This window comes from Sulfolobales archaeon (genome assembly GCA_038897115.1).
In the GTDB taxonomy this organism is placed as follows: Archaea; Thermoproteota; Thermoprotei_A; order Sulfolobales; family AG1; genus AG1.
In genome coordinates, this window is sequence record JAWAXC010000008.1 from 35,344 (window position 1) to 42,134 (window position 6,791).

Sequence of the window (6,791 nt, forward strand, 5' to 3'; positions counted from 1 at the left end):
ATCTATACTTAAGGTATGCTGCTTTTTAGCTTTTATAGATTAGAATGCTCTCAAGAACCTAGCATTCTATAGCGGGGCTTATATTTTTTATTTAATGCACTACTATGGGAAGGGCTGTGACGTCTCGAGAGGGTTTGCAAAGCATTGCTATCCCTGTTGCGAGATATTTAGCTATATCATTTATTCTAGGTGTTGGTGTTTTTATTCTCTATATAGGGTTGATAATGCTCTTCCTGATCCTTCTAGGCTTTCCAATGCCCTTAAGTATTTTGATCATCGTCATAGGATCGATTCTATGTTTTGTGGGGATGGGTATTGCAGCTCCAAGCATAATATATCTGGGAGGAGCTCTATCAACACATGCTAGGGACTCTGCTTCGAAGCTCAGTAGTTATCTCTCATCAAGGGGGATAGATATACAGGGCTTCTCAGCTGAGATAAATGCTATTAGAAGTAATAGACCCTCCCTTTTAACAAGCCTCAAGCTACTCATAATATCTATGGTACTCCTATTCCTCTTCCTACTATCAATTCTAATCCCCCTAGATCCTCTGATAAGGTTAGCACTAGTACTTATAACAGGGGTAGCATCACCAGTAGCTGTGATCTCCTCTATCTATTCACTAATAGAGGATCTTGAGGTATGGCTCTACATACATAGATCTCAAGAGATATCTATTATAAGAAAAATATCTAGAGAAGATCCACTTATAGAAGGGGTTAATAGCAAGAGAAGCTCTATATCCCTCGGGATCTTCCTCGCAATTATAACACTAGGGCTCTATATCATCTACTCCCTATCAACCTCTATACTAAATCTCAGCAGGCATATGGAATGGCATTCAGAGCTAGACGAAGCATTGAGCGGAGGTAGATCATAGCTATTCTTTCAATTCTTCTTTCAATTCTCTAGTAGATCACCATGGTCTCTCGCATGGTTTAGCCCTAGGCCGGGTCTCCAGCCAGTTACCCCCATCCCCTCTCGGGGATCCGGGGCTATAGATGCCAGCCCCCATCCATGATCATCCGGGGACCTGGTTGCCAAGCACATCACTACCTCATCATCTAACCAAACCACCAGCATCAAAGATTATAAGCATATAGCCATCCCCGCCCTAAAGGGGCGAGGTTTTCAGTTGTAACTAAGAGGATCTATTTATTAGCGATGAAATAGCTATCATATCTAGAACATACTCTGCTATATCTGTTATATAGTCATAGATCCTCATTATATGGTAAGCTGTTATATCCTTCTCAAGCCCTGCTTCGGCTACCATGCTGTGGATTTTCTTCTTGCTCTCTATAAGATCTACGAGTCTCGATATAACCCTTTTAAGAGGCTCCCTACCTCTTCTACCCATCTCCTCATCTTGTAGATTCTGCTTGATAAGCTCTTCAATCATTGTGTAATAGCTATATATATTGCTGAGCATCGAGTGAATCTTAGCTCTATCCTCCTCGGAGCTCTCTGTATATTGTGCAATAGCTACTAAATGGTCCGAGATCCTCTCGATCACCCTCGCTATCTGAACCATTATATATGATTTCTGAAGAAGCTTTGAATCACCGTCTAGCCCAGGGCTTGTCAGCATTATGTTGAAAATCCTCTCAGCCTCCCTCCTAATAGCATCTATCTCGCTATCCAGCTCCTCAAGATCCTCTTCAGCTCTATCCCCACCATATGTTTTTATAACATATTCGAATAGGGATCTCGCATTAAGGATTATCCTCCTAACAACTGTGTTTAGCTCAGACCCCCTTCTAACCTCTCTAAGAACCAGAAAGTTCCTAGCCTCATCGAACAGGCTAAAACCAGGCATATGCTTAACATAGATGGATATCATCTTCTTAACCTCACTAGACAATGGCTTTTTAGAGACAACCTTGATCTGCTCGGCTCCCGAGATATAGAGTGAGATCAGCATATGGTATAGAGAACCCTCGCCAATCTCATCCAAATCCACATCAGAGTATAGCCTAATACGGGGAGCCTCTGAAGGCTCTATAACAAGCTTAGAGCCAACCCTCTTAATAAGAACCCTGGAACCCTTTCCAAGATTGAGATCCCTACACCACTCCTTCGGAAGATAGAGGATATATGAACCCCTAACCTCCTGGATCCTCCTCTCCTCCTGCAGAGAAGTAGACATATGCATCCATAATAAAACATGCTATAGAAGCTTATAATATGATAAATATGTATACATATGGAAAATGCTGAAGAGAAAAACCCTTTTAAGCTTCTCAGCCATTAAGGAGCCCCGGTTTATATGGGTTTTACTAGACAGATGAATGGTCAGCCCTAGCCTCTAATTAAATATCTCGAGGAAATATGATAGAGCCGAAGGATCTATATCCATCCAGTAAATATGATCTAGCAAATGCCAGTAACCCTCACCAATATACCCTCCGCTCCTCTGGGGGCTATGTATTTGTTGTAGAAATTTGTATCAAGTTCTATGAAATAGTCATGCTGCGATCTAGCAGAAACAATATATGGCTCTCTACCTGGTTCCATATATATTACTTCAACAGCTATATCTCCTACCCCTTCAACAGGTGTTATATGGAGAAGATATAGTGGGAAGATAACATTTCTCATAGTAAATGCAACTGTATAGCCTGGCTGGGTTGATATGTTGAAGAGCATCCCAACAGCACCTACCCCGAGGAAGTCGGTTGAGTTTTTAAACATATACCCCTCTGCCTGTTTCGATGGTGTGTCAGCTAGATATAGCTTTGCCTCAACACCATTTATCAATAAACATATTAGCCGCCACGATTGGGTCGCGGTTATAGATGATATACTACTACCCAACGTGTTAGAGGCTTTTTCACCTTGGTTAGCGATTATAAGGGATGCTATTACCGCTAAAATCACCATGGCTATTGCTATATATACGGAAATCCTAGGGGATTTTCTAAACATAGCCTATCCTTAGAGCTATTCCGCTACTCCACGATATAGCTTTTTAACGGGGAACATCGACTCGCTAAGCTGGAGTTGGGTTTAAAAGGGGTTGCAGACGTATCAGATCATCTTCTGGTTTAGTATTGCTAGAACCTCATCCAGCCTTGGCATCCCCTCCTGGGCCCCCTTCCTTGAGATCTTTATCGAGGCACATGTGATCCCCATTTTAACGGCTTCCTCAACACTCTTGCCCAAGGCTACTGCGTAGGAGTAGCATGCTGTGAAGGAATCTCCCGCCCCCGTTGTATCCACCACCTTTTCAGGCTTGATAGCTGGTATAATAGATATATGTGTGGATTTTCTGGTATAGTATGCAGCCCCTCTATCCCCCAGCGTTATAACAACATTCTCAACCCCCTTTTCTATGAGCTTTCCAGATATCTCCTCAAGATCTCTCTCCTTAACATCCTCTCTAGGCTCTATCCCAAGGATCTTATACGCCTCAACCTTATTTGGCACTATCGTGTGGATCTCTCTAAGAACCTCATCCGGGATCTTCTTAGCTGGTGACGGGGTTAGGATAAACTTAGCACCTATATCCCTTGAGAGTCTAGCGATCCTAGCAACCGTTTCAACAGGGATCTCTAGCTGTGAGAGCACTATGTCAGCCCTCCCAATCGATCTCAGGGCTTTCTCCGCATCCTCAGGTCTTAAGAGCCTATTAGCCCCTGGAGCAACAGCGATCATCGTGCCCCCATGCCTATTAACAAATATAAACGCCACCCCTGTGTGGCTCTTATCACTCCTCCCAACATAATCCACTATAACCCCGTTCCTCCTGAGATTCTCGATAGCCATATCACCAAAGCTATCCATCCCCACAAGACCAACCATATATACCTTCGAACCCAGCCTAGCAAGGCCAACGGCTTGGTTAGCGCCCTTCCCGCCAAAGTGGATCTCGAAGACACCATCACTCACAGTCTCATCAGGGCTTGGAAACCTATCCAGATAGATCATGAAATCCACATTTATGCTACCAACAACAACAGCTATAACCATATCACAGCCCAGCCAATATACTTCCCCTTAAACCCTCATATACTCAAAGCTATAGGGGCTATTTAAATATTTAAGCATCACTAGAGGTGGAAGGTAGAATGGCCCTGCAGATCGTGCTACCAGGTATTGCTGATATCCCCCTTATCTTTATGCAGCTGATCTCCACATATATCCTTGCATCAACCAGCTATAGATTATTCCATGCCGCGAGATCCACGGATGATGATGCTCTCACAATGCTCTCTCTAGCCTTCTCACTTCTACTAGGATCAATAGTCCTGTCTCTCGCATCATTCTTCATAGGCGATCTATTTGTGTTCTCATCCCTAATCTTGTTCTCAACCTATGCCTCCATCTCTGGCTATATTCTAATCATAGCATGTAGGTTCTCAAAGATCTATGTGGAAGCGCTCATATTTCCCTTGGCATATTACTATGTTTATGGCGAGCTAATAGGGCTTGTGCTCTCTACCCTCATAGCAGTTAGATCTAGATCAGCGCCTATCATAGCCGGATTCCTGCTACTCTCAGCCTCACACCTACTCAGATTCATAGTATCGATCGCCCCAGCGCCATATGGATTCATAGTGATCTCTATCGCAGAGATCCTCAGGACAGGGGGGTTTCTATCTATATCCCTAGGTATAGGTGTGCATAGATGAAGAAAAGATCTAGAGCTAGGATTGTATATGATATACTATATCACCTAGCATATAAGGGCTCAACAACAATAACAGGCCTCACATATATCGCTAGAATGCCCTATGATAGGCTGGAGAACCTGCTTAAAGAGCTTGAGGGGAAAGGACTTGTATTGATAGCCTATGAGGGGTCGTCGAAGAGGGTGTCGATAACGGAGAAGGGGTTGAAGAGTCTCGAGGATCTTGAGAAGGCGATTAAGATCCTCGAAAAGCTAGGCCTCGAAGGTTAGCAGACTCTTGAGACTATAGGTTTTCTCTCTACTCTAGGAAGGGTTCTAGCACTAACAGATCGTTAGTACAGATCGTGAGCAGCCCTTTTAAATATCCCTGCACCTTTGATCTTGGTGAGGTATATGAGGATAGGTGTAGTTGCTATAGCTTTGGCATCTGCGGTACTGTTGATCCCTATTATAGCTATAGCACAGGCGATAGCATATGGCTGGGGCTATATGTTCAACACAGCATATATGGGCGTGCAGAGCGCCATGGGATCATATGGTATGCCAGGCGCCATGCATGGTATGGGGGGTATGATAGGGTGGGGCAACAGCTATATGGGCCGAATGTCCTCCATGGCTGGGATGATGTCGATGAACTATAGCCAGACCGGGCTGAGCGGTGTTTTCCTAGTGACAAGCGATATCGAGGATATGGAACACATGGCAATCCTGGTCGATAGCAGAGGCGGGCGTTATGCCTTAGTGCTCCCAGCTGAGGAGTGGGTGGTTATATCACCTAATGGCACAAGAGCTATTCTTGATCTAGAGGATCTGAGGAAGACGCTGAACAACACAAGAGTCTCTATAGAGGGAATCTATATGGGTAGCATGGCAGATATGTGCAACATGATGGGATGCGGCATGATGGGCATGATGGGAGGGATGATGCATGGAACAGCTATGTGCCACAACCTCCAAGGATACCCAGCACAACAAAGAGGTATGGGGGGTATGATGCATAGCATGGGCCATATGGTGAACCACCATATGGGGGGCATGGCTATGGGGGGTGAAAATCACAGCGACGAGGAAGAGCACCATATGGAAGCATGTGAAGCCCTCATGAACCTGCCCCACATAATAGTCAGCAAGATCAGCTTCAACGGCTACACAGCAATTCCAAATAAATAATTTTTTATTTCCCCCTTTCTTTGGTGATGCCTATGACTTCAAGAAAAACCCTTTTCACCGTTGCCTCCATATCCCTAGTGCTAGCTATAGTTGCCCTCTACATTGTGCTGGGTATGCGGGGTGAGAATAAGGATCTCAGCGGGTTAAGCATAGCACTATATAAGTCTCCTGGTTGTGAGTGCTGCACTAGATATGCAGGGTATCTCTCTAGCTTGGGTGCTGAGGTAGAGGTTGGAGTTATAGATGATATAGATGGGTTGATGGATAAGCTGGGAATCCCTGCGGAGCTAAGATCCTGCCACATATCAATAGTAGAAGGCTACATAGTAGTAGGGCACGTGCCCGCAGAGGCTATTAAGAAGCTCATCAACGAAAAACCAAATATCAAGGGAATATCTCTTCCGGGGATGCCACAGGGATCCCCGGGAATGCCAGGGCCTAAGGAGGGGCCATTTATTATATATAGCTTCGACGGCTCGATCAAAGTATTCGCTGTGCTATAAAGGGTTACATAAAATAGTTGGCAAACCTCGACTTTAAAGGCGGGGTTAGATTTTTAAGTTTTTGTTTCGATATATGCTCTGGGCTTCCGAGATGGTGGGTCAATCTACTAGGATGAGGGGCGGGGGCCGATTATCCCCCGCAATACCCACCATCTCGGAGGCCCCCTCCTCGAATGTGAGAACCAACGTTATCAGACTCCTACCGAGCGGTAGCCAGCATAGGAAGTTGCTGAAGCTAGCTGATGTCTGCGCCAGGTTGTATAATGAGCTTAACTACGAGAGGAGACAACAGTTCTTTAGAAACCAGCGGGTGGACTTCGAGGGAACCTGGAGGAGGTACTATAAGAAGTATAAAAATGTTCTAGGTGTTAACGCCCAGGCCGTTATTCAGAAGAATAACGAGGCCTGGAACTCGTTCTTCTCACAGCTTAAGGCTATGAAGGAGGGGAGGCTACCTCCCTTCATTAAGAAGGTCAGCCCGCCT

At 44.9% G+C, this 6,791-nt stretch carries 10 protein-coding genes; 6 read left to right on the forward strand and 4 right to left on the reverse strand.

Going from position 1 to position 6,791, the window contains the following annotated elements; all coding sequences use genetic code 11:
* Positions 1–104: 104 nt before the first annotated feature.
* Positions 105–881, forward strand: coding sequence for a hypothetical protein (locus QXE01_02400; protein MEM4970084.1), 777 nt, complete (start codon positions 105–107; stop codon positions 879–881).
* A 20-nt stretch (positions 882–901) separates the two neighbouring features.
* Here the strand turns inward: QXE01_02400 and QXE01_02405 are convergent, their stop codons facing one another.
* The 4 genes from QXE01_02405 to rbsK form a co-directional block, all read right to left on the reverse strand.
* On the reverse strand, positions 902–1,045 hold the full coding sequence (locus QXE01_02405) for a hypothetical protein (protein MEM4970085.1): 144 nt from the start codon (positions 1,043–1,045) through the stop codon (positions 902–904).
* A gap of 97 nt (positions 1,046–1,142) precedes the next feature.
* The gene (locus QXE01_02410; GenBank protein MEM4970086.1) at positions 1,143–2,150 is read right to left on the reverse strand and encodes a PhoU domain-containing protein; all 1,008 of its coding nucleotides are present in this window, start codon (positions 2,148–2,150) and stop codon (positions 1,143–1,145) included.
* Between the two features lie 224 nt (positions 2,151–2,374).
* Positions 2,375–2,929, reverse strand: coding sequence for a hypothetical protein (locus tag QXE01_02415; protein ID MEM4970087.1), 555 nt, complete (start codon positions 2,927–2,929; stop codon positions 2,375–2,377).
* Between the two features lie 102 nt (positions 2,930–3,031).
* The gene (gene rbsK, locus QXE01_02420; GenBank protein MEM4970088.1) at positions 3,032–3,973 is read right to left on the reverse strand and encodes a ribokinase; all 942 of its coding nucleotides are present in this window, start codon (positions 3,971–3,973) and stop codon (positions 3,032–3,034) included.
* A gap of 98 nt (positions 3,974–4,071) precedes the next feature.
* On the opposite strand from rbsK, the gene QXE01_02425 reads away from it, so the two are divergent.
* The 5 genes from QXE01_02425 to QXE01_02445 form a co-directional block, all read left to right on the forward strand.
* Complete coding sequence (locus QXE01_02425; protein ID MEM4970089.1) at positions 4,072–4,635, forward strand: hypothetical protein; 564 nt, start codon at positions 4,072–4,074, stop codon at positions 4,633–4,635.
* Positions 4,632–4,904 (forward strand): winged helix-turn-helix domain-containing protein, encoded by a 273-nt coding sequence (locus QXE01_02430; GenBank protein ID MEM4970090.1) that lies wholly within the window; start codon positions 4,632–4,634, stop codon positions 4,902–4,904. Before QXE01_02425 ends, QXE01_02430 begins: the two co-directional genes overlap by 4 nt.
* 123 nt (positions 4,905–5,027) lie before the next feature.
* Complete coding sequence (locus QXE01_02435) at positions 5,028–5,804, forward strand: hypothetical protein (GenBank protein MEM4970091.1); 777 nt, start codon at positions 5,028–5,030, stop codon at positions 5,802–5,804.
* A gap of 32 nt (positions 5,805–5,836) precedes the next feature.
* Entirely contained in the window at positions 5,837–6,307 is a 471-nt protein-coding gene (locus QXE01_02440) for a DUF411 domain-containing protein (GenBank protein ID MEM4970092.1), read from the forward strand.
* A gap of 91 nt (positions 6,308–6,398) precedes the next feature.
* The coding region (locus QXE01_02445) for a hypothetical protein (protein MEM4970093.1) at positions 6,399–6,791 on the forward strand (393 nt) is incomplete at its 3' end.

Excerpts from the sequence above, each read along its gene's own strand:
- rbsK (MEM4970088.1), bottom strand. The coding sequence starts at position 3,973 with ATGGTTATAGCTGTTGTTGTTGGTAGCATAAATGTGGATTTCATGATC.
- QXE01_02400 (MEM4970084.1), top strand. The coding sequence starts at position 105 with ATGGGAAGGGCTGTGACGTCTCGAGAGGGTTTGCAAAGCATTGCTATC.
- QXE01_02415 (MEM4970087.1), bottom strand. The coding sequence starts at position 2,929 with ATGTTTAGAAAATCCCCTAGGATTTCCGTATATATAGCAATAGCCATG.
- QXE01_02410 (MEM4970086.1), bottom strand. The coding sequence starts at position 2,150 with ATGTCTACTTCTCTGCAGGAGGAGAGGAGGATCCAGGAGGTTAGGGGT.
- QXE01_02430 (MEM4970090.1), top strand. The coding sequence starts at position 4,632 with ATGAAGAAAAGATCTAGAGCTAGGATTGTATATGATATACTATATCAC.
- QXE01_02435 (MEM4970091.1), top strand. The coding sequence starts at position 5,028 with ATGAGGATAGGTGTAGTTGCTATAGCTTTGGCATCTGCGGTACTGTTG.
- QXE01_02440 (MEM4970092.1), top strand. The coding sequence starts at position 5,837 with ATGACTTCAAGAAAAACCCTTTTCACCGTTGCCTCCATATCCCTAGTG.
- QXE01_02425 (MEM4970089.1), top strand. The coding sequence starts at position 4,072 with ATGGCCCTGCAGATCGTGCTACCAGGTATTGCTGATATCCCCCTTATC.